The sequence below is a fragment of the Paenibacillus sp. VCA1 genome, assembly GCF_031583795.1.
Taxonomy (GTDB): domain Bacteria; phylum Bacillota; class Bacilli; order Paenibacillales; family Paenibacillaceae; genus Paenibacillus_AQ; species Paenibacillus_AQ albilobatus.
Genome location: NZ_JAVLSX010000007.1, coordinates 55,130 through 76,903, shown reverse-complemented (window position 1 = coordinate 76,903; position 21,774 = coordinate 55,130). Strand labels below are relative to the sequence as shown.

Below are 21,774 nucleotides of genomic sequence, written 5' to 3'. Positions count from 1 at the left end.
GGAAATCCTGTTTAACGACTCCGTCCGCTTCAATATTTCCTAGAAGAGGGCCAAAACTTATTTGGATACTGGGACCGCACTGCCAAAATATTGTTCCAACGTCGTGGAACGGCTCGCGATTTCATTCGCGATACGGGTGCCCACGTACCGCAGATGCCAGGGCTCATATTTATAACCCGTAATCGCATCTTTGCCTTCCGGATAACGGATGATAAATCCATATTCATGCGCGTGTTTGTCCAGCCATTTCGCTTCTTTCGTGCCGGCAAAACAGCTTTCCGCGGCACATTTGCCCGTGATCCCGGATACGTCGATCGTCAGCCCGGTCTGGTGCTCGCTGTGGCCCGGGCGGGCGCTGTACGTGTCGGCCGCCTTAACGCCGTCGCGCTGGACGTAGTTGTTATACAGCGTCTTTTGCCGGGATTCCGACCGGTAACCGGATACGCCCGCAAGCTCGACCCCGTCCTTTTTCGCAGCCGCAAACAGCTTCTCAAGCGCCGCCGCCGCTTCCCTGCGCATTTTGCGTTTATCCACTTTTTCCGAAAAAATAAACGGCACGTTCGGGTAGACAAGATCCGGCGGGACATATCCTTCCGGAAGCCTGTACGTTTTATTGACCAGCACCTCGATGCTCTTCGGATTGGATACGACATGCTCTACGCTGTACATATTGGTAAAACCTTTTCCACCCGTTTTGCTGCTGCCGTTCCCCGTCCCCGAGGCCGATTTGCCGCCCGTTGGCGTCTTGTCGGAGGAAGCGTTTTGGGAGGGCTTTCCGTTTTGCGCCGCTCCCGTGTTCGTGTTTTTTGCGGGTGTTGACTGATCTGCAGCCGGTTTGGCCGGTTTGGCAGGCTTGTCCTGACCGCCCACGCTGCCGGACGGCTGTTGATCCTTATCTTGCTCAGGATTGTTTTCCGATGAAGCCGAACCGTCGTTTTGTCCATCCAGAACGGTCGTCGGCGTTTCCTGCGAATGTCGCTGTGCCAGTGCGGGCGGTTTTTCAACATGTCCGCCATCCGCTGCCGGAGCCTGGTTTTTCCCCCATGCCCAAAAACCTCCCGCGACGATCAAAACGGCTGCCGCAAAGGTAACGATATATTTACGCATAAACGAGCATCTCTCCCCATGTTAAGCTTGTTCCCCGAAAAAAATCCCTTTGTTTCGACATTATCATCTACAAATCTATGAATCTACTATTTCATTATACGACAAAAAATGACCTGATCAACTGATTGATCAGGCCATTCGTTCCTAATTCATAATTTTGCAAAATCCTCATTGTAAAAGCTATGTAAACCGTCAGTCTTTAAGACTTTAGGCGTTTTTGCATAAATACGAGTTCTGCGGCGAGTCTTTCGATCCGTTCCAGCACGTTGGGATCATGGATTTCCTTGAATTCATTAAAGTGATCGTCATGCACATAGACGTAACCGGGGGCAACGTACGATCTGAAGTAGCCGGCGATGGGCTTCAACTGGTTCTCGATGACGAGGTAATGCTGATAGGTTCCCCCCGTCGCCACGAATCCGACGACTTTTTGCTGCAGCGCGGACTGCGGAATCAAGTCGAACAGATTTTTGAGCACGCCGGACATGGAGGCTTGATAAATCGGAGTGCCGATCAGGCAAAAATCGCTGGAGCTGACGGCATCGATTACTTTTTTCGTGTCCCCCGTATACGCGGACGGATCGCGCCCGTCGCAAAATTGGACATCGTAATGTTTCATGTCCAGCAGTTCGGTTTCGATTTCCGGATCCAGTTTTCTGACTTCTTCCAATACTTTTTGTACGACGATGGCGGTTTTGCTGCCGATAATCGCACCTGATATTCCAACCAGCTTCATGAAGGCAGTCTCCTTTTCATGCAGAGGCGCCGCAACATGCAAGGATCCCACGGATCCGGTTTGGCAATGCCCCTATGGTGATGTTCGCTTTATTTTGCCGGTAACGGGAGTGTTCCTTCAGCCGTTTTCTGCCGTTACATTAAGTTGCTTACACTTCCTATCTTATTCCCATATCCGTCCAAAACGCAGCTTGTATAGCGAAAAATTACATATCGGCCTCTTGTTCGTCCGTGTTTACGAAGAAATATGCGGTCATAGCCAGACGCTCCATCATCTGCTCGCGCAGCGCGGAGTCTTCCACGACTTCGTCCATCGCCTGCTGCATGCAGCTAAGCCAAGCGGTCGCCCGGTCCGGCGTGATCGGGAACCGGATATGCCTTGCCCTCATGCGGGGATGGCCTTCTTTCATCGTATAAAGCTGCGGCCCTCCGAAATATTGCGTCAAAAACATTTCCTGTTTCTCCATAACGGGCCGAATGTCTTCCGGAAACAACGGAGCAAGCAGCGGATGTTCAACGACTTTCGGGTAAAACGCTTCAACGATGGCGCGTATCGTCTCCGCCCCGCCCATCTGCTCGTAGTAGGATATCGGCCGCCGCGCCGTTTCTCCCGGCTGCGTTTCAGCGCCTTTATTGCGGTCTGAATTCATAAAAAAATAAAGCCTCCTTCCGGAAATGAGGAATGTTCGCCGCATCCCCGAATACATAAAAACGGACAGGCGGCTTTTCCATATTCATGAACGGCGCTTTTGCCAATCGCAGCCATTCTAATTAGTATACATAAATGTATATTAATTATTATAATCCTTTAAACCCTTTGTCAAGTACGGATCATGAATATTGTTTTACTTTTTATACATATATGTTGACTATATTCGTTGCGTGTTCTACAATTACCGTGTCCTGAATTGTGCGCGCGGTCGTTCCAAGCGGTTTTTCAAACCTTGGTTTCCTTGGTTTCCTTGGCTTCATTACATGCAGGCATGGTACAGTCAAGCGAATCCGGTAAAGGTTTGCGATATAATGGACATACTTTGTGTTAAAGATCGAAGTGGATTGAAGGTGAGAACATTTGACGAAAGAAGATCTGGTCGCGGCCATCGCCCATATTAAAGACGAAGAGCACCAGCTGCCGCTCACGGACATCGGGCTGATCCGGGATATTACCACGAACAAGGATCGTGCAGCCATGACCGTCCTCCTTCCCCCCGATTCCGTTTCCCGGGAGCAGGAGCTTAGAGAGCAAATCACCCGTGCGGTGCAAAAGACAGGAATTACCGATATTCACATACGCTTCAAAACGATTTCAAATGAAGAAAAAAATGATATTATAGCTATTAAGCTTAACAAATCGGTGCGCCGTGCCCCGACGCTGATGAATTCCCCGCTTCTATCCGAAGGTTCCGGCGTGACGTTTATTGCCGTGGCCAGCGGTAAAGGCGGCGTCGGAAAATCTACCGTTACCGTCAATTTGGCCAGAGCCTTGGCCAAGCAAGGCAACCGCGTAGGAATCATCGATGCCGACATATACGGACACAGCATCCCGGAAATGCTCGGGATCAAGGAGCTGCCGCAAAAGCAGGGCAACCGGATCGCTCCCGTGGAAAGCCACGGCATGAAGGTCATTTCGACGGGATTTTTCGTCCAAGGCAACAAACCCGTCGTCTGGAGAGGCCCGATGCTCGGAAAAATGATCGGCACCTTCCTGAACGAAGTGGAATGGGGCTCCGTGGATTATATCATCCTGGATCTGCCGCCGGGAACCGGCGACGTTGCGCTCGATGTCCATAACCGGATTCCGCAATGCGCCGAAATCGTGGTGACTACGCCTCATAAGACGGCGCACCATGTTGCAGCCAGAGCCGGCGAAATGGCGCTGCAGACGAACCACCCCGTTCTTGGCGTCGTCGAAAATATGTCCTATTTTAAGGATCCGGAGGGCAGACGCCATTATCTGTTCGGCCGCGGCGGCGGGCAAAAGCTTGCCGAAGAGCTGAACACGGAACTGTTGGCGGAGATCCCGATTCAATCAGCCGATACGCCGGATGGCGCCGATGCGGCTTCGACCCTGTTTGACGAAAACAGCGAACAGTGGCATATTTTTATGGATATGGCATCAAAAATTATGAACAGCAAAAATGCGAACTAAACAGAAAGGGTGAAAGAAATGGCATACGTTATTACCTCGGCTTGCATCGATGAAAAAGCGGCCGATTGCGTGGATGTTTGTCCAGTAGATTGCATCGAGGAAGGTCCGGATCAGTATTTCATCGACACCGACATTTGCATCGAATGCGGAGCATGCGAAGTGGCTTGCCCTGTCGGCGCGGTATATTACGACGCGGATTTGCCTGAAGAAGAAAAAGGATACATCGAAAAAGCCGAAAACTTCTACAAAAACAGATAATTCGATAAACAAACGATACATTTCGAGTGGTTGCAGCCTGTTGATCCCCGTGTCGGCAGGCTGTTATGCACTTTGCACCAGAGCTTAAGGAAAAAGCAGAACAGGCGGTGATGAAAATGAACCAACAACTGGATATTTCAACCCGGGACAAAATCCTGCAGCTGCTGAAAACCAAAGGGGAGCTCAGTGCCAAGGAGATTACCGAGTTCATCGGGATTACGAGCATGGCTGTGCGCAGGCATATCAACACGCTGGAGAAAGAAGGTTTGATCGAATCGAAAACGATTCGGCAGCCGATGGGCAGGCCTACGGCGATTTATCATTTGACAGATCAAGCCGAGTCCTTTTTCCCGAACAAATACCATACGCTGACGTTGGACCTTCTTGGCGAGCTTGAATTGGACGCGGGTTCGGCGATGGTCGACCGATTGTTCGAACGCCGCAGCGAATCGCTCCAAAAGAACCATGCGGCCAAAATGAAGGGCAAATCGTTTGGCGAAAAGGTCGCCATTTTGGCTGAAATCCAGAACGACAACGGGTATATGGTCGAGCTTGAACAAAACAGCGAAGATGAATATGCGTTATTGGAATACAACTGTCCGATATCGCGAATCGCCAAAAAATACAACCACGCCTGCACCTGCGAAATGAAAATGTTCGAATCGCTGCTGGGGGCCGAAGTGGTACGTACCGAATGCCTGGCACAAGGCGACAAAAAATGCGCTTATACGCTTAAAAACAAAAAGAAAACCTCGCATTGATCCGGGCCGGATGTCCGGAAGCCCGTATTCCCGACACAAGGAATGCAGCTTGGTTCATGCGAGGTTTTTTATCGTTTTTATGAACGTTTTTCTTTACTGGTCCGGGTCGTCCGATTCCACGAAATGCTGCAGCGCAGCCCATTTGTTTTCCCAGAACCGTTCGAAGTAGGCATACCACTGTTTAATCTCCTGCAGTGGCTCCGGATCGAGCCGGTACCTGTTTTCCCTTCCAACCCTTCTCTCCTTTACCAATCCCGCTTCGGACAATATGCGAAGATGCTTCGACACCGCCGTACGGCTCATCGGAAAATGGCCGCTAATGACCGTCACCGGCATTTCTTGATCGGCCAGAAGCTTCAGAAGCCGTCTGCGCGTCGGATCGGCAATCGCCTGAAACACGTCGTGTTTGGCCTGCGGTTCTCCCATGGTTACCCCTCGACGTATGCACCCAGTTTTTGATGCAGACCCGACCAGCCTTTGTCCATCACGCCGCGAATAACGGGATGAGGTTGTCCGAATTCGGTCAGCGTATGCTCGTTCCAGCCGGAATGGATGAGCGTTACTTCGGTCTGGCCTTCCAAGTCCTTCAATTCAAAGCTCAGCGTCCAGTCCTTTCCCCAGCGGAACGAAATTTTGTAAGGCTCGTCCACCTCCGTCACCTTGCATGGAGACATCCCGTAAGGTCCCGCGTTGAGGTGGAATTCATGCCCTACGACAGGCTCGAGATCGTTAGGCATAAACCATGCCGACAGGCCATCCGCCGTAGCGACCGCCTTCCATACCTTTTGAATCGGCGCCTTAAATACGCCGGTGTAACGAATATCGGGCATAGCCCCTGGTTTTACGGTTTCCATCGTCTTATTCCTCCCGGATTATTTTTTGGATTTGACAAAGTCGATATGACGAAAACGCAGCGCGGACCACCGGTCATCGACGGCGACGTTGCTGACTGACATTCTGATGCGAAACCTTTTGGTTTCATTTCTGTTTTATTATATACAACCATTTGGTTTCATATCAAGTCCAATTTTTGCCTTGCCCTTTTAGGGTAGTATTCCATATTTCGGTTTGAACAAAAAAACAGCGGCGCGCCGCGGAATAATCCGCAACACGTCCACTGTTTTCGCCGTAAAACGCTTCGCATTAACCTCTGAACTGTTTCAAAAATTGTACCGCTTTGGAAATGTCCGCTTCCGGATCTTCGCCCACTTCGCGTTCGATCGTCAAATATCCGGTATATCCGATATCCTTGAGCGCTTTCAGGTACTCCGTCCAATTGACGCTGCCTTCGCCGAGAGGAACTTCGCGGAAATATTGCCCTTCGCCCGGTACAAACGTGTTGTTTTCGTTCACAGGCGCGTCATAACCGAGGGATTCGTAAATGTAGTAGGCCGGCACTTCACGCAAACGAATGCCGTCCTTGGCATGCGTATGGACGATGTAATCCTTCAGGTTGTATACGCCTTGCGCGGGATCGTCGCCCGTAACCATAACCATGTTGGCAGGGTCGAAGTTGACGGAAACGCCTTTGGACCCAAGCCCGTCAAGGAACTCCTTCAATCTTGCGGACGGCTCCGGACCGGTCTCGATCGCAAAATAGGCGTTCATGCTTGTCGCGTACGAAGCCAGCTCTTCGCAGGCATCATGCATGTTTTGGTAAATTTCGCTGTTCCGGTCTTCAGGCACGATTCCGATATGCGTCGTCACGACGGAAGTGCCCAGCTCGACGGCCAGATCGAGAATCCGCTTTGATTTTTCGATCTTCTCCGCGTTTACGCTCTTATCCTGGAAACCATAACCGCCCAGATCGCCGACAAGCGCGGAAATTTCCAAGCCAAGCGAAGCGATGTAATCTTTCAGCTCTTTGCGCTGCGCCGCAGAGAGGTTTGCCGGGTCCATTTCCCCGCTTACCGCATAGATTTGAACGCCGTCCGCTCCGACCTTTTTGGCCCGCTGCAGCCCTTCCCTAACGCCTGCGCGAAAGCTGTCTACAATAACGCCGATTTTATTGTTCATATCGATTTGACTCCTTTCAAATTTGTATGTTTATGCTTCGTTCCAGAAGCGTTTCACGTTTTCCAATCCGATTCGCGTTCCTTGTACCGCGTCTTCCATGCCCTCGAATTCGATGGACAGATATCCGTCGTAACCCGATGCCTTGATGAGGCGGATCGATTCACGCAGGTTGATGTCGCCATGCCCGGCGATGGCTCCTCTTAAGAAATTGCCTCCAGCCGTTTTGAACCATCCTTCGCCCGGATCCTGGGATGCTTGGCGCAGGTAGAAATCCTTGATGTGCACCATGGACGCAAACGGCAGGTTTTTGCGGACGGCAATGACCGGATCCTCGTCGACGCACATGAAGTTGCCGACGTCGAGCGTCGTTTTGAAATTCGGGCGGTCCACGGCTTGAACGAGCGCCTGCACGCGGTCGCTAGCTTGAATGTAGTACCCGTGGTTTTCGACGCTTGTCGTGATGCCGTATTGCGCCGCATAATCCGCAACCTGGCGGCATGCTTCGGCCAGACGTGGAAGCTCCCCGTTAAACTGCTTGATGGAGGTGTCGCTGCGGCCTGCGACGTCATGGCGCATCAGCTTGACGCCCAACCGGGCGGCGACGTCCACTTCTTTTTTGACGCGTTCGATCTCTTTGGCGATTTCTTCGTCGCTGTCGACGCCGAAGTTGGCGTAAATCGCATAGTTGGAAACATCGATGCCGACTTCCTTCGTTTTGGCCACGATTTGGTCCGTCAGTTCGGGATTGTCGGACAGAGAGTAACCGATCGGCACGATCTCCACGTGCTCTCCCCCGATTTCCGCGATTTTTTCGATGGCCTCGAGAATCGTCATTTTCCCTTCATGCACGGGACGGTACAAACTGTACGTGCTTACTCCCACTTTCATAGCTGGATTTCGACTCCTTTTTCGGCGGACTCGTAAATGCCCGTCAATATTTTCATCAGTTCCAATCCGTCTTCCACCGGGCTCATCGGCTCCCTGTTGTTCTGGATGTTCAGGATGAACTGATCGATTTCGTTTTGGAACGCGGCTGCGAAGTTAAAACCTTTGTAATCGATTTGCGGTTCGATGTTGACCATGACGTCGTTCTTTTCGGTCACGATCACCACTTCCGGATCGATTTCGAATCCGCCCTTCGTACCGTAGAGGCGAACCGCCGACTCATCCTTTTTCGCATGCAGGGAGAAGCTGACGTCCACCATCAGCGATGCGCCGTTCTCAAAGCGGATAAGGGCATTTGCGAGGTCTTCGACCGTGTTTTTGTTTGCATCGTAATCGGCGGCCTTGTAGAAGGACAAATGTTTGACGTTCGAGCGGTTGCCAAGCTTATGATAAACGTTTCCTGTAACCGATTTCACTTTTGGTCTGCCCAGCATGTACCAGCAGAGGTCGATGACGTGAACGCCGATATCGATCAGCGGTCCGCCGCCGGAGCGTTCCTTGTCCGCGAACCATCCGCCCGGATTGCCAAGGCGGCGCAAAATCGAAGCTTTTGCATAATAAAGCTCACCGAACTCGTCGTTTTGGATAAATCCCTGCAGCATGCCGATGTTCGGGTCATACCGGCGAACGAAGCCGACTTGAAGCAGCTTGTCGCTTGCGCGTACCGCTTTTTGCACGTTCAACGCCTCTTCAACGGTGCGGCACAGCGGTTTTTCCACCAGAACATGCTTGCCTGCCTTAATCGCAGCGATGCTGATTTCCGCGTGGGAATTGTTCCATGTGCAAATGCTGACGGCATCAATGTCGGGATTGGCGAGCAGCTCGTTGTAATCTGTATAGGTGTGCGCTGCGCCGTATTTTTGTGCGGCCGCTTTCGCTCTTTGTTCGTTCAGGTCGCAGATGGCCACGATTTCGGCATCCGGGTTTTTTTGGTACGAATTCATGTGCGATTCGGAAATGGAACCCGCACCGATAATCCCTACTTTGATTTTGCTCATTCGAATTCGACGCTCCTTTTACTCGTTTTCATACTTTTTGCGAAGCGCTTCGGCGGTTTATTTTGTATGATGCGGTCGGCCTCGCTGAAGTACTTTGATAGATGTTTTTCTTACTTTGAATTATAATATTTCTAGATTCGTCTGCCATGCAGAGCCTTGCTGTTTATTTGTATAATTGTGCGATTTTGAGGTGACCGATATGGAAAGACCCCTTTCACTTTTAGAACCGATGGATATGCCCAACCGCTTCTTCCCGATCAAAGTGCACCATACGACCGCCAAAGAATACGGAATTACGCTGTTTAACCATCATTGGCACAATCATCTCGAATTCCTGTATTTCACAAAAGGGTCCGCGATGATCGAGCTGAATTCCGTTCCTTACGAAGTTAGCGAAGGGGATCTGGTGGTCATCAACAGCAACGATCTTCATTACGGGGTCAGCCAATGCGACGATTTGGTCTATTATGCGATGATCATAGACATCAAGCTGCTGCACAGCCACTCGATCGATGCGATCGAAACCAAATTCATCACGCCGATTTCGCAAAACCGGATTTTGTTCGCCAGCAAAATCACCGGCGATGCCGAGATCATCAGCTGCGTTTCTTCCCTGATCCAGGAGCTGAACCAGCGCGAACTCGGCTACGAGCTGTCGATCAAATCCTATTTGTACCGCATTTTAACCATTTTGCTGCGCCGTTACGGAACGAATAAATTGTCGACGGAGGAAGACCAGCAGCGGCTGAAAAATTTGGAGCGCTTTACGCCCGTTTTTCAATATATCGAAGAGCATTACCCGGAGGATCTTAGCGTCGACCAGTTGTCCGGGCTCGCGGGCCTAAGCCGGTTCCATTTCAGCAGGCTGTTCAAGGAGCTGACCGGACGCACCATTACGGATTATATTAATACGCTGCGGATCAACAAATCAGAATACCTGCTCCGCAACTCGCGCATGAACATTTCCGAAATCGCGTTATCGACGGGCTTTAAAGATATTTATTATTTCAGCCGTTCTTTCAAAAAATATAAGCATGTTTCTCCTTCCGAAATGCGTAAAAACTTTCATATCTAAATGAAATTTTCATGGTTTGTGCAAGAAATCAAATATTGTCGAATAAAAATAGGGATTTTGCATGGTCAATCTCCTTTTTTCTGGGTATAATAGTTCTGAATGTTTGATATCTTTCATACATATAGTTTCAATTTGAGGAGGAACAATTCTTTGGATCCATATTCATCCGGTCAGTTTAACCAGTATCAACAAATGCCGCCGATGCAGCCGCCGAAGACGAACGGCAAGGCGATCGCAGCGCTCGTGCTCGGCATTCTCAGCTTGATGATCCCGTACGTCGGCCTCATCCTCGGCATTATCGCCATCGTTCTCGCCTGCCTCTCCTTTAAGGAAATCAAGCAGAGACAAGAAGGCGGACGCGGCCTAGCCATCGGAGGGCTCGTGTGCGGCATTATCGGAACCGCGTTATACGGCATCATTATCGTTATTCTGGTTATCGCCCTGATGGCCATTGGCGCTACTACCGACTACTATGACGTGCTTTCGTCGATTCCGTCGTTGAACATGGGATAAAACAGTATCAGAGAGTAAAAAGGATTGAAGCGAAAGCTCCAATCCTTTTTTGCACATATAAGGAAGTACAAGGCCCAATTTATCGCACAACCCTTTATTCTCGAGAAACCCCGCCTATTCATAATGTGTCCTTGGCAGCGACGTTTTTTGATGGATAATCAACCGGAAACAAAGCTAACCGAATTTGATTTGCGCTATATAAAAAAGCTGCCCCGGCCATCAAGGCCATATGGGCAGCTTTTATAGCAATTATACCGGATTTTATTCCGTCACCGTTCCGTAAATCAATACAGGTGCTTCGGCATGGTCGGAGATGCGGATGTTTTCGTAGATTTTGTTCATGACGTCATCCACGTTTTCACGGTTGGCATGAATCGTGACGAGCGATTCGCCTTTCTTCACGCGATCCCCGATTTTTTTGTTCAGCATGAGGCCGACGGCCAAATCGATTTCCGATTCTTTGGTAGCACGTCCGGCTCCAAGCCACATTGCCGCTGTTCCGATTTCGTCGGCGACGATTTCCGCTACTACGCCGTCTTCTTTCGCAGGAACTTCGATGAGGTATTTCGCTTGCGGAAGTTTTTCGGGATGATCCACCACGTCCGGGTTGCCGCCTTGGTTGCGGATAAATTCCTTGAATTTCTCAAGCGCCTTTCCGTTGCGGATGACTTCCTTCAGCATTTCTTCCGCTTCCTCGAGCGAATTGGCTTTCTTCGCCAGATACACCATTTGGCGGCCGAGTGCCAGGCACAGTTCTTCGAGATCTTTTGGCCCTTGGCCTTTCAGCGTGTCGATGGCTTCTTTCACCTCAAGGGAGTTCCCGATGGCAAAACCGAGCGGTTGGCTCATATCGGAGATGACGGCCATCGTTTTGCGTCCGACGTTGTTGCCGATGCTGACCATCGCATGCGCGAGCGCCTTTGCATCGTCGACCGTTTTCATGAACGCGCCGGCGCCTGTTTTAACGTCAAGCACGATCGCGTCGGAGCCTGCGGCGATTTTTTTGCTCATGATGGAGCTGGCAATCAGGGAAATCGAATCAACCGTGCCCGTTACGTCACGGAGCGCGTACAGTTTTTTGTCCGCAGGGGTCAGGTTGCCGGTTTGGCCGATGACCGCGATTTTATGCTTGTTCACCAGTTCAACGAACTGTTCGCGTTCGATTTCCACATGGAAACCTTCGATGGACTCGAGTTTGTCGATCGTTCCGCCGGTATGGCCCAAGCCGCGGCCGGACATTTTGGCTACGGGAATATCAAGCGCGGCGACCAGCGGTGCCAACACCAGCGTCGTCGTATCGCCAACGCCGCCCGTGGAGTGCTTGTCGACCTTGATCCCTTCGATCTCGGACAGATCGATCGTATCGCCGGAATGGACCATGGCCATCGTCAAATCGGCGCGCTCCCGCTGGGTCATGTCTTTAAAGAAAATCGCCATTGCCAAGGCACTGACCTGGTAATCAGGAATTTCCCCTTTCGTATAGCCTTCTATGATGAAATTGATTTCTTCCGTTGTCAATTCTCCGCCGTCACGTTTCTTTTCAATCAAGTCGACCATTCTCATAGGTAGCAATGCCTCTCTTTCAAAGGATAATAATTATGATAACTTACAGCGTGATTGCCGTTTCGAGCGCAACTTCCATCATGTCGTTGAACGTCGTTTGGCGTTCTTCCGCCGTTGTTTCTTCGCCTGTCAGCAGATGGTCGCTGACGGTGAGCAGCGTAAGCGCGTTGACGCCGAATTTGGCCGCGAGCGTGTACAAAGCGGTTGTTTCCATCTCCACGCCGAGAATGCCGTGCTGCATCAGCTTTTCAACGACGGATTTGTCGTCGCGGTAGAAAATGTCCGAGCTGAACACGTTGCCGACATGCAGCTTCAGTCCCTTTTCTACGCCTTTGTCGTAAGCTGTTTTCAGCAGCTGGAAGCTGGCGATCGGCGAGAAATCATATCCTCCGAAATAATGGCGGTTCGCCCCGGAGTCCGTGCAGGACGCCTGCGCCAAAATGACGTCGCGGACATGAACGTCTTTCTGCATGCTGCCGCAGGTGCCGACACGCATCAGGTTTTTGACGCCGTATTCGTTGATCAGCTCGTTCACGTAAATGCTGATGGACGGAATCCCCATGCCCGTGCCTTGAACGGAAACTTTTTTGCCTTTATATGTCCCCGTAAAACCAAGCATCCCTCTCACTTCGTTGTAGCAGGTCACATCCTGCAGATACGTTTCCGCGATGTATTTCGCCCGAAGCGGGTCGCCAGGCAGCAGAATCGTTTCGGCGATATCGCCGGCTTTTGCTCCAATATGTGTACTCATGAATTTGTCCTCCCGACAGGTATTTGATAGGAATGCGTCGATTATTTCAACTCTTTAAGGAAGCTGGTGCCGTATTCCGGCATCGTTACTTTAAAGTTGTCGGCCACGGTGGCGCCGAGGTCCGCAAACGTGTTCCGCAGCGCAAGCTCGCTTCCGCCGTTTTTGAAACGCGGGGAATAGACGAGCAGAGGCACGTATTCGCGCGTATGGTCCGTACCGCGGTAAGTCGGATCGTTGCCGTGGTCCGCGGTGATGATCAGCAGATCGTCGTCGGTCATTTTTGCGAAAACTTCCGGCAGGCGCGCATCGTAATCCTCAAGCGCCTGGCCATACCCTTGCGGATCGCGGCGGTGTCCGTACAGCGCGTCGAAATCGACCAGGTTCAGGAAGCTGAGGCCGGTAAAGTCCTTGTCCATCGTCGCGATAAATTTGTCCATACCGTCCATGTTGGAGGACGTACGGATCGCCTCGGTAACGCCTTCCCCGTCATAGATGTCGGAAATTTTGCCGAGCGCGATGACGTCAAAGCCCGCGTCCTTCAGCTCGTTCATCACCGTGCGGTTAAACGGCTTCAGCGCGTAATCGTGGCGGTTGGCCGTACGTTTGAACGAACCCGGCTGGCCCACGTAAGGACGTGCGATGATGCGGCCCAGCATGTACGGATCATCCAACGTGATTTCGCGGCAAAATTCACAGATTTCATAAAGCTCTTTGAGCGGAATCACGTCTTCATGCGCGGCGATCTGCAATACGGAGTCCGCCGATGTGTAGACGATCAGCGCTCCGGTCTTCATCTGTTCTTCGCCAAGCTCGTCGATGATTTCCGTACCGCTTGCCGGCTTGTTGCCGATGACCTTGCGTCCGGTTTTTTCTTCGATGCGCTTGATAAGTTCATCCGGAAAACCGTCAGGGAAAACGCGGAACGGCGTATCGATATACAGGCCCATAATTTCCCAGTGTCCGGTCATCGTATCTTTGCCTGCGGATTTTTCCTGCATCTTCGTGTAGTAGGCAAGCGGTTTGCCGGCCTTTTCGACGCCTTGGATTTCCCGAATGTTGGACAAGCCGAGCTTGGCCATGTTCGGCATGTTCAGACCGTTCCGTTCTCTCGCGATGTGGCCGAGCGTATCGACGTCGAAATCATCGAATTGGGCGGCGTCTGGCGCTTCGCCGATCCCTACCGAATCCATTACGATCAAATGTACGCGTTTAAAGTCTGCCATTTATGATCACTCCTTCATCTATGAGTATAACGCATCTGTTTTTACAAAAACACTCCGGCAATCGTTGCGGAAAGCACGCTGACGAGCGTCGCGCCGTACAAAAGCTTCAGGCCGAAACGGGCCACGACATTGCCCTGCTTCTCATGCAATCCCTTCACTGCGCCGGCGATGATGCCGATGGACGAGAAGTTCGCAAACGATACGAGGAACACCGATACGATGCCGACGGCCCGCGCGGACATTGCCGTATGTTTGCCGAGATCCAGCATGGCGACAAATTCGTTGGATACCATCTTCGTTGCCATGATGCTGCCGGCTTCCACCGCTTCATTCCAAGGCACGCCCATCACGAAAGCAAACGGCGCGAAGACGTAACCGAGAAGTTCCTGGAAGGAAATGCCGAAAATACCGTTGAAGATGCCGTTGATCATGGCGATCAGCGCTACGAAACCGATAAGCATCGCCGCCACGGTAATCGCGACTTTGAAACCGTCCATGATATATTCTCCCAGCATTTCGAAAAACGATTGTTTTTCCGACTCCTCCTGCACTTGAAGCTCGTCTTCTTCAGGCGTTACCCGGTATGGATTCAGGATGGAAGCAATAATGAAGCCGCCGAACAAGTTCAGGACGAGGGCAGTCACGACGTATTTCGGATTGATCATGGTCATGTACGCGCCCACGATCGACATGGAGACCGTCGACATCGCGGATGCGCAAAGCGTATACAAACGATGCTTCGGCAGCGAGCCGATCTGTTTTTTGACGGAAATAAAGACCTCGGATTGTCCCAAAATAGCCGAAGCAACGGCATTGTAGGATTCGAGCTTGCCCATGCCGTTTATCTTGCTGAGCACGAGACCGATGAACCGAATGATCAGCGGCAGTATTTTGAAGTATTGCAAAATGCCGATCAAAGCGGAAATGAAGATAATCGGCAGCAGCACGTTCAGGAAGAACGGAGCTTGCCCTTCGTTGGCAATACCGCCGAACACGAAATTGATGCCTTCCGCGGCAAAATCCAGCAAGTTTTTGAAAATATCCGAAAATCCTTTAATCAGCGCGGTTCCGACAACCGTATTCAGCAAAATAAACGCCAGAATGAGTTGCAGGATAACCATGATGATCAACGGACGATAACGAATGCCACGCTTGTTATTGCTGGCAACAAAAGACAGTGCGAACACAACGAGTAAACCTAATACCGCAATCAAATATTTCATGGCTGTCTCCCTATGTTGATTTTAGTTTAAAGATTCTTATGATGCCTGCGTTGAAAAGTTATTTTCATAAAGCGCTTCCATAGCATTCATGAAAAAGCGGAGCATGGCTTATCCAATTATCTCCGCTTTACGGCCGGCAAGATTGAAACCGTCAGCCGTATTAATAAGAAGACGTAGACTGTCCGCCCTCCATGATTTTCACGCCGGAGCTTGCTCCGATCCGGTTGGCGCCGGCTTCGATCATTTTGTTCATGTCTTCAAGGCTGCGCACGCCGCCCGAGGCTTTGACGCCGATGTTCGGACCCACCGTTTGACGCATCAAACGGACATCCTCAGGCGTCGCTCCGCCCGTGGAAAATCCGGTGGAAGTTTTGACGAAGTCTGCACCCGCTTTCACGGACAAGCGGCAAGCGCGCTCTTTTTCTTCATCCGTAAGAAGGCTGGTTTCGATAATGACCTTAACAAGCGCTTTTCCTTTGGCCGCATCAACGACGGCTTTAATGTCCTGTTCAACAAAAGCGTCCTGCTTATCCTTCAATGCGCCGATGTTGATAACCATATCCACTTCGGTGGCGCCGTTTTCGATCGCGTTTTGCGTTTCAAACGCTTTGACGGCCGAAGTCGTCGCTCCCAGAGGGAAACCGATGACGGTGCACACTTTCACATTGGTGCCGTTTAATTGTTCGGCAGCATATTTAACCCATGTCGGGTTTACACATACGGAAGCAAATTCGTATTTCTTCGCTTCTTCCGTCAGTTTTTGGATTTCGCTTTGGCTTGCATCCGCGCGAAGCAACGTATGATCGATCATACCTGCAAGATTTGCCATCATGTCATCTCCTTCAACAATAATTACCCAAAATTTCTATCATTCTTTCGTTGCTGCAGACCTATCATAACACTCGCCAGAACATATGTAAACACTGTCTTGAAATTATGTTCATGACGGAAGAAGTGGAATTACCCGCCTATTTTGCGCAAAAAAAATCTGCCATATGTACCTATGGCAGATTTTGCATTCTTTATACAAGAAGGGATTGGGCAGTGAATTGATCCGTGACCAAAATATTCGCGTACTTCCCTGCGAGCGCGGCCCGAATCGCGTCAACCTTGCTTTGCCCGCCGGCGACGAGGATGGATTTTTCCTTTTTCCGCAGCTCCTGCAAATCGATCCCGACCGTTCGATTATTGATTTCCTCGCTGCAAATATTTCCGTCCTTATCGAAGAAACGGGAGGAGATGTCTCCGACCCCCTTTTTTTTCAGGAGATGTTGCTCTTCATCGGTAAAATACCCCAGCCGGAAAAGCAGCGCGTCCTCTCTAACGGTTCCGACCGTAAACACGGCAATGTTCGCCTGCTTGCCCAGCTCGATGATCCGGCTGATATGCCGGTCCTCCTCGACAATGCGCTTCAGGGCAATATTGTCAAAAATAACCGGCAGCGGAAGATATCTCGCCACCGTCTGATAGGCTTCGGCAAATAGATTCACCGTATCGGCAGCGTACGTGTTGACATGGGAATGGCTGACGCCTCCCTTCAGCTGCACGACCTCGACGCCCCTTACGCTCTTGGGCTGCAGCTGCCGGGCGACCGCGAACATCGTCGTTCCCCAGGTTACCCCGATAATATCCTTATCCTGGACGATTTCATGCAGGTAATCCGCGGTTTGTTTAGCAATATGCTTTTGAATCTCCTCGTAGGTATTCAACGGCGAATAACACACTTGGACGGTATCAAGGCCGTATTTTTGCTCCAGCTTTTTCGATAACATGTGCGAGTCTTCCTGCGGATCCACGATTTCGATCCTGACATACCCTTGTTCCTTCGCGAACTGCAGCAGCCTCGATACCGTCGGACGGGATACGCCGAGCCGCTGCGCGATATCCTGCTGACTGAAGTCCGATTGATAGTAAAGTCTCGCAGCTTCTATCGACAATCGTTGTTTTTCTATGTCCATTCGTGATCATCACCCGTCTTTATCTCTCTAGTCTCTTTGGTCTTGCGATTCCGCATCCGATCCTAAATATAATTCCTGTACGTTTGCCCGATTCCTTCTTGAAAGATATGCTTTTTCCGGCGCCGTTTATTTGATAAGATAGTAAATGTGAATTTTCCGTCACAAACAGTATAACAAAAATGGCGGATTGACGTATATTGTTAAAGACAAGCCCGGCCCCCGAAAAAGGACGATGAAATACAAGACGCGCGGGCCCGCCCTTCCAGGCCGGACAGAAAGCGAGCGATCATGAAAAATACATATTCCCCATACTTTGAGTTTGACCGGACATCCTGGGCGTTGTCCCGTGATCTGCCATCCCTTACCATATCGGAAGAGGAATTCGAAAAATTAAAGGGTTTAAACGAAAAAATTGCGATTGAAGAAGTTTCCGAGGTGTATTTGCCGCTTGCGCGGCTTATCCATGTATATGTCACCGCCTTTATGCAGCTTCAATCGAAAATGAATTCTTTTTTGAGCGTCCCCGGCACCAAAGCACCGTTTGTCATCGGCATCGCCGGAAGCGTAAGCGTCGGCAAAAGCACGACGGCCAGATTGCTGCAAACTCTTTTGTCGCATTGGCCTGAGCATCCTAAGGTGGATCTCGTCACAACGGACGGATTCCTTTATCCCAACCGGGTGCTGGAAGCCAAAGGCATCATGAACAAAAAAGGCTTTCCCGAAAGCTATGACATCAACAAGCTGATGCATTTCATCAGCAGCGTCAAGTCGGGTGAACCGGCCTTGGAGGCGCCGTTGTACTCCCATTTCACTTATGACGTGTTAAACGACCGCACGCAGTTGGTGGATCGGCCGGACATTTTGATCGTCGAAGGGATCAACGTCCTGCAGGTGAACACCCGCGAACCGTTTTTCGTCAGCGACTTCTTTGACTTTTCCATTTACATCGACGCGGACGAAACGAACATCCGCAAATGGTATATCGAAAGGTTTCTGCTGCTCCGCGACTCGGCGTTTCAGGATCCGCGCTCGTATTTCCATAAATACGCCGCCCTTTCGGAAGAAGAAGCGATCAATACTGCAGCCAAAATATGGCAGGACATCAACGCCAAAAATTTGCATGAAAACATATTGCCTACGAAAGAGCGCGCGAAAATGATCATCAAAAAAGGCTCCGACCATTTGATCGATAAAGTACTGCTGCGCAAATAGATCATCGGTCATTCCCATCATGGGTGCCGCCGAACGTTCAGCGCGAACGGAACCAGCGCGGCACCCACCAATTGAAATGCCCCAGCAGCTTCATCAACGACGGCACCATGAGCAGACGGACCAGCGTCGCGTCAATAAAAACCGCCGCAGCGATTCCGACGCCGAGCTGCCTGACCCCCTCCACTTTGCCAAAAGCAAACGGCAGCGTCACGGCGATCAAAATGGCCGCCGCCGCCGTGATCAGCTTGCCGGTAGAAGCCAGTCCTTCCCTGATCGCCGCGACGACATCTCCCTTTTCCCAAAACGCTTCCGACATCCGCGACAGCAAAAACACCCCATAATCCATACTCACGCCGAAAACCAAACCAAAGACAAAGACCGGGACCATAATCGCGATGTTTTCAGGTGTTTGCCCGGCGAATCCGCTTTGAAATACGATCACCAATACGCCAAACGAGGCCGCAATGCTGAGCATGTTCATCAGAATGGCTTTCAGGGGGATCAAAACCGACCGGAACGCCGCAAACAAAACAAGCGCATTGGTGCCTGCGATCAACAAAAGCATATTGGGCAAAACGTCTGCAATCGCATCGACCACTTCCTGCCGGGACTTGGCCTCCCCGCCCAATTCTATGCGAAGTCCCGCTTGCTTGGCCTTGTTTTCCGTCACCCGCAGCCATTCGTTTACCTCCGATGATCCCGGTTCCCCCATTAATGAGATGCGAAAAAGGGCCGTCGCATTGGCGGATGATTTCAAGTTCGATTGGAAGCTTCCCGGCCACGGTTTAACGCTCATAACCGACAAGTCGTTTTGTATTTGCTTTATCCATCCCGCGATTTCTCTCCATTCTTCCGAAGTAAACTTCCCGTTGGCGGATTGCGCCGCAAGCAGCACCTCCGAAACGCCATTCTGCCGGAAATGATTCCGGATCGCCTCATCCGCTTCCCTCGATGCCGTCCCGGGCGGGAGTGAACTTGCATCGGGAACGGCTGTCGTCAACCGGAATGTAGGTAAAACAAGCAGCAGCATGATACAGCATGCCGCAACCAACATCCTGCCGGGTTTGCGCATGACGATATCGGCCCAAAATGCCCAGAGCTTATAACTCCGAGAATGGTAAGCACGCGTGAAACGTTTCCGCTTGAGCCATGGCGAAAAGAGCAGCAGCATCGCCGGCACCAGGCTCAAATTTACGGCAGCCGCCAGAATCACGGTCAACATGGCGCAGAAAGCCGCGCTCCGGAACATCGGCATCGGAATCAACGCCACGGCGGCCAGTCCGCACAAGACGCACACAGTCGAAAAATAAACCGCTCTCCCAGACGTACGCATCGCCGTTTGCAGCGCTTTTTCAAGACTTTCCTTCTCCAACTCTTCACGAAAACGGTTGATCACAATAAATGCGTAGTCGAGGCAAAGCGCCAAACCCGTCATCGGGATGACGTTCAGAACGAAATTGGATAGCTCCAAATCAAAAATGCGCCCCAGAACCGCAACCAAACCCATCGCCGTCGAGACGGACAACAATCCCATAAGGACCGGCATGAGCGCGTAGAAAAAACCGCCGAACGAAAACAGCAATACGAGGAATGCCAGAGGAATGCCGAACCGCTCCGCCCGTTCAAAATCTTCCATGCTCGCCTGGTTGACATCCTCTTGAACAACCGTTTTTCCCGTTAATGCAACGGAAATGTCTTCGTACCGGGGCAGTCGGTCCCGAATTTGCTTTATCTCGTCCCGACCATTTGAAGACGGGTCAAAACCCAGCATCGCATAAGCCGCATCACGTACCATGAGCTCATCGTGTTCAAGCGGTGACATCATGAAGGTCATTCCATGCAAACCGCCCAATTTTTCCAATGTACTCCGGACGACAGCCGAAAAACGGGTATCGGAAACGGCTCCTTGCTTCTCGAAAACGACGATGATTGGATCCTCCGGCATTCCGAACCTGTCTTTTATTAGTTGCTGCACCTCGTACGCCGATCCGCGCGTATACAATCCCGGCCCTTTGACAACCGATGGAAGCATCGCTGAAAACGAGCCGAACATAATAAAAATCGCCGTCCAGCATGCCACGATCGCACCCGAATGGCGATATACGAAAAGATGTAACCGTTCACCCATACGCATCGTTCCCACTCGACAGAGGCGTTTTGCCGCCCATCCGGGTGGCCTGTACCACATAAGGGCCAAGCTGCGGAAACAAACGCGCGCACGCCGTAAACAAACGCGGCACGACCGGCATGTTCGCCAGCGTCTGCAGCAATCGTCCCCATTGCAAAATAGGGGCGTATTCCTTTTGCATATCCAGAAGATAACCGGCTTTCCATGCTTCCATCGTGATGTCGCCTCGCAGATATAGATCACCGTAATCGGCGCATCTGCGGGCTGAGCGGAGCGCGGCCGACATGCCGTCACCAAAAAGCGGAGGAATCATCGCGCCGGCATCGCCGATCTGCGGAACGATCCCCCACGCTTGGGGCTTGAAGGACAAATAGACCGGCGCGGTGGATACTTCCGTATCCGGAATCAGGACGCCGCCGTGAAGCCGCTCCGCAAGAAGCCGGTTTTCCGCTGCAGCCGCCTGCAGCAGCTCCCGGACCGAGCTTCCTTTTTTGCGGATCCCGTCCAGCGGCAGCAATGCCGCGACGTTCCATTTTCCGCCTTCGACGGGCGAAATGCCGATGTATCCTTTGTGAATGAAATAAAGCTCAACGGACGCGTCGAGCCGTATCCCGCTGATATGGGCTTTAAGCCCGATATAGGCTTTTTTCTCGCGCCGATCCAGGCTTCTCTCGGCAAGGTCCGCGCGGGGATGTACGCCCCAGGCCGCGAATGCGGTTCGGGAATAGGAAATTGCGGACATGCCGCCGGTGCGCGTACCAACGCGAAAGCCTTCCGCATCGGAGGCGATGCTGGATACCGAAGTTCCCGTATGCACACGTACGCCCGCTTCTTCCGCCGCCTTTAACAGAATCTTATCCATCGCATATCGGCTGAGTCCCCATGCAGGCCGTTCCAGCTTGGCTTCAACGACGCCGCCAAATCTGAACACGATGCGCGCATTCGTGATTTTTCCGGGCTGCAGCGCTTCCAATTGATCGTACACGCCAAGCTCCCTGAACATTCCTAACGTTTCCGGTGATAGAAATTCGCCGCAGGCTTTATGCCGCGGAAAACGCTGGCGGTCAAACAGCTGCGTTTCCCAACCGCGGTGTGCGAGACGGATGGCCAGACCGCTTCCGGCCGGTCCACCTCCAATGACGATCGCGTCCGGCATTCC

Annotated in this window: 22 protein-coding genes; 6 read left to right on the top strand and 16 right to left on the bottom strand. The window is 51.5% G+C overall.

From position 1 onward, the window contains the following. Positions 1-57: 57 nt before the first annotated feature. From RJP21_RS17065 to RJP21_RS17055, 3 genes are all read right to left on the bottom strand, one after another. Entirely contained in the window at positions 58-1,107 is a 1,050-nt protein-coding gene (locus tag RJP21_RS17065) for a D-alanyl-D-alanine carboxypeptidase family protein (protein WP_310860343.1), read from the bottom strand. A 199-nt stretch (positions 1,108-1,306) separates the two neighbouring features. Then, on the bottom strand, positions 1,307-1,843 hold the full coding sequence (locus RJP21_RS17060; RefSeq protein ID WP_160042029.1) for an NADPH-dependent FMN reductase: 537 nt from the start codon (positions 1,841-1,843) through the stop codon (positions 1,307-1,309). A gap of 205 nt (positions 1,844-2,048) precedes the next feature. Then, complete coding sequence (locus RJP21_RS17055; protein ID WP_373309159.1) at positions 2,049-2,414, bottom strand: globin domain-containing protein; 366 nt, start codon at positions 2,412-2,414, stop codon at positions 2,049-2,051. A 500-nt stretch (positions 2,415-2,914) separates the two neighbouring features. On the opposite strand from RJP21_RS17055, the gene RJP21_RS17050 reads away from it, so the two are divergent. The 3 genes from RJP21_RS17050 (at position 2,915) to RJP21_RS17040 (ending at position 5,010) form a co-directional block, all read left to right on the top strand. After that, complete coding sequence (locus RJP21_RS17050) at positions 2,915-3,991, top strand: P-loop NTPase (RefSeq protein WP_310860341.1); 1,077 nt, start codon at positions 2,915-2,917, stop codon at positions 3,989-3,991. An 18-nt stretch (positions 3,992-4,009) separates the two neighbouring features. Further along, positions 4,010-4,249, top strand: coding sequence for a DUF362 domain-containing protein (locus RJP21_RS17045; RefSeq protein ID WP_160042035.1), 240 nt, complete (start codon positions 4,010-4,012; stop codon positions 4,247-4,249). Between the two features lie 116 nt (positions 4,250-4,365). Continuing rightward, positions 4,366-5,010, top strand: a complete 645-nt coding sequence (locus RJP21_RS17040) for a helix-turn-helix transcriptional regulator (RefSeq protein WP_160042037.1) — start codon at positions 4,366-4,368, stop codon at positions 5,008-5,010. A 93-nt stretch (positions 5,011-5,103) separates the two neighbouring features. Here RJP21_RS17040 and RJP21_RS17035 read toward each other — a convergent pair whose 3' ends face one another. From RJP21_RS17035 to RJP21_RS17015, 5 genes are all read right to left on the bottom strand, one after another. Then, positions 5,104-5,436 carry an ArsR/SmtB family transcription factor gene (locus RJP21_RS17035; protein WP_310860340.1) on the bottom strand — a complete coding sequence of 111 codons (333 nt, stop codon included), beginning with the start codon at positions 5,434-5,436 and terminating at the stop codon, positions 5,104-5,106. Positions 5,437-5,438: 2 nt separating this feature from the next. Next, positions 5,439-5,864, bottom strand: coding sequence for an SRPBCC family protein (locus RJP21_RS17030; RefSeq protein WP_310860339.1), 426 nt, complete (start codon positions 5,862-5,864; stop codon positions 5,439-5,441). Positions 5,865-6,153: 289 nt separating this feature from the next. After that, positions 6,154-7,026: a sugar phosphate isomerase/epimerase family protein gene (locus RJP21_RS17025; RefSeq protein ID WP_310860338.1), complete on the bottom strand. Its 873-nt coding sequence runs from the start codon at positions 7,024-7,026 to the stop codon at positions 6,154-6,156. Positions 7,027-7,056: 30 nt separating this feature from the next. Then, on the bottom strand, positions 7,057-7,914 hold the full coding sequence (locus RJP21_RS17020; RefSeq protein WP_310860337.1) for a sugar phosphate isomerase/epimerase family protein: 858 nt from the start codon (positions 7,912-7,914) through the stop codon (positions 7,057-7,059). Then, complete coding sequence (locus RJP21_RS17015; protein ID WP_310860336.1) at positions 7,911-8,969, bottom strand: Gfo/Idh/MocA family protein; 1,059 nt, start codon at positions 8,967-8,969, stop codon at positions 7,911-7,913. The genes RJP21_RS17020 and RJP21_RS17015 overlap by 4 nt, the downstream gene beginning before the upstream one ends. 199 nt (positions 8,970-9,168) lie before the next feature. Here RJP21_RS17015 and RJP21_RS17010 point away from each other — a divergent pair, with 199 nt between their 5' ends. Beyond that, complete coding sequence (locus RJP21_RS17010; protein ID WP_310860335.1) at positions 9,169-10,044, top strand: AraC family transcriptional regulator; 876 nt, start codon at positions 9,169-9,171, stop codon at positions 10,042-10,044. 99 nt (positions 10,045-10,143) lie between these two features. Then, positions 10,144-10,557 carry a DUF4190 domain-containing protein gene (locus tag RJP21_RS17005; protein ID WP_397386232.1) on the top strand — a complete coding sequence of 138 codons (414 nt, stop codon included), beginning with the start codon at positions 10,144-10,146 and terminating at the stop codon, positions 10,555-10,557. 261 nt (positions 10,558-10,818) lie between these two features. On the opposite strand, the gene RJP21_RS17000 is transcribed toward RJP21_RS17005, so the two are convergent. From RJP21_RS17000 to RJP21_RS16975, 6 genes are all read right to left on the bottom strand, one after another. Further along, the gene (locus RJP21_RS17000) at positions 10,819-12,120 is read right to left on the bottom strand and encodes a pyrimidine-nucleoside phosphorylase (RefSeq protein WP_310860333.1); all 1,302 of its coding nucleotides are present in this window, start codon (positions 12,118-12,120) and stop codon (positions 10,819-10,821) included. Positions 12,121-12,163: 43 nt separating this feature from the next. Further along, complete coding sequence (gene deoD, locus RJP21_RS16995; protein WP_160042055.1) at positions 12,164-12,871, bottom strand: purine-nucleoside phosphorylase; 708 nt, start codon at positions 12,869-12,871, stop codon at positions 12,164-12,166. Positions 12,872-12,912: 41 nt separating this feature from the next. Beyond that, positions 12,913-14,094, bottom strand: a complete 1,182-nt coding sequence (gene deoB / locus RJP21_RS16990; RefSeq protein WP_310860332.1) for a phosphopentomutase — start codon at positions 14,092-14,094, stop codon at positions 12,913-12,915. 41 nt (positions 14,095-14,135) lie between these two features. Then, the gene (locus RJP21_RS16985) at positions 14,136-15,317 is read right to left on the bottom strand and encodes a NupC/NupG family nucleoside CNT transporter (RefSeq protein WP_310860331.1); all 1,182 of its coding nucleotides are present in this window, start codon (positions 15,315-15,317) and stop codon (positions 14,136-14,138) included. 160 nt (positions 15,318-15,477) lie between these two features. Next, positions 15,478-16,146: a deoxyribose-phosphate aldolase gene (gene deoC / locus RJP21_RS16980; protein ID WP_310860607.1), complete on the bottom strand. Its 669-nt coding sequence runs from the start codon at positions 16,144-16,146 to the stop codon at positions 15,478-15,480. Positions 16,147-16,339: 193 nt separating this feature from the next. Next, positions 16,340-17,275, bottom strand: a complete 936-nt coding sequence (locus RJP21_RS16975) for a DNA-binding transcriptional repressor DeoR (protein WP_160042063.1) — start codon at positions 17,273-17,275, stop codon at positions 16,340-16,342. Positions 17,276-17,563: 288 nt separating this feature from the next. Between RJP21_RS16975 and coaA the strand changes: the two genes are divergently transcribed. Continuing rightward, a complete protein-coding gene (gene coaA / locus RJP21_RS16970) occupies positions 17,564-18,487 on the top strand; it encodes a type I pantothenate kinase (RefSeq protein ID WP_310860330.1) in 924 nt (307 codons plus the stop codon). Between the two features lie 37 nt (positions 18,488-18,524). Here the strand turns inward: coaA and RJP21_RS16965 are convergent, their stop codons facing one another. Together RJP21_RS16965 and RJP21_RS16960 are read right to left on the bottom strand one after the other, a co-directional pair. Then, positions 18,525-20,615 carry an MMPL family transporter gene (locus tag RJP21_RS16965; protein WP_310860329.1) on the bottom strand — a complete coding sequence of 697 codons (2,091 nt, stop codon included), beginning with the start codon at positions 20,613-20,615 and terminating at the stop codon, positions 18,525-18,527. Next, a complete protein-coding gene (locus tag RJP21_RS16960) occupies positions 20,608-21,771 on the bottom strand; it encodes an NAD(P)/FAD-dependent oxidoreductase (RefSeq protein WP_310860328.1) in 1,164 nt (387 codons plus the stop codon). The genes RJP21_RS16965 and RJP21_RS16960 overlap by 8 nt, the downstream gene beginning before the upstream one ends. Positions 21,772-21,774: the final 3 nt, after the last annotated feature.